Source organism: Janthinobacterium sp. AD80 (assembly GCF_002878455.1).
In the GTDB taxonomy this organism is placed as follows: domain Bacteria; phylum Pseudomonadota; class Gammaproteobacteria; order Burkholderiales; family Burkholderiaceae_D; genus Janthinobacterium.
Genome location: NZ_NRDQ01000316.1, coordinates 1 through 731, shown reverse-complemented (window position 1 = coordinate 731; position 731 = coordinate 1). Strand labels below are relative to the sequence as shown.

Below are 731 nucleotides of genomic sequence, written 5' to 3'. Positions count from 1 at the left end.
CCCTGGCGCCAGGCTTGCTGCGGCAGGCGGCGCGCGCGCCGGAGCATGGGCAAGTGCGGAACGCTGGCCGCTGGCGCCGCGAGGACGGGCACATTGTCGTGCCCGATAGTTAGCCGCACGGCCAAGCCAGGCCGTGCGGCACTGGAGTGTTGCTGGGATGTCAACCGAGGTGTCTATTTTTAGGAGCTCATCATGCATGACATAGATCGTACGACCCTGGAATACGGGCAGGAGATGTCGGGTTTTGAAGCGGAGCAGTTCGAGTTCGGCCAGGGCGAGTGGAGCGGCGAAGGGGGCGCGAATGCCATGTTTTCCGAAGCCGAGGAGATGGAACTGGCCAATGAATTGCTGTCGGTCAGCAATGAGGCCGAACTGGAACAGTTTCTCGGCAATTTCCTGCGCAAGGCCGCGTCGGTCGCTGGCGGCATCATCAAGTCGCCCGTTGGCCAGGCCGTGGGCGGCGTGCTCAAGGGCGTGGCGAAGAAAGCCATCCCCCTTGCGGGCGGCGCCATCGGCGGCTATTTCGGCGGTCCGCTGGGCGCCAAGATCGGCAGCGGCCTGGCCTCGGCGGCCGGCAGCGCGCTGGGGCTGGAAGCGGAAGCGTCGTCGAATGAAGACCGCGAATTTGAGGGCGCCAAGCAGTTCGTGCGCCTGGCCGCCGACACCGTCAACCGCGCGGCCCAGGCACGCGGCAACGGCGATCCGCGCGCCATCGCCCAGGCGGCGGCAAG

The 731-nt window shown here is 66.8% G+C and carries 1 pseudogene; it reads left to right on the top strand.

Going from position 1 to position 731, the window contains the following annotated elements:
* Window positions 1–192: 192 nt before the first annotated feature.
* Window positions 193–731: pseudogene (locus tag JaAD80_RS29075) on the top strand (hypothetical protein); the annotation flags it as partial.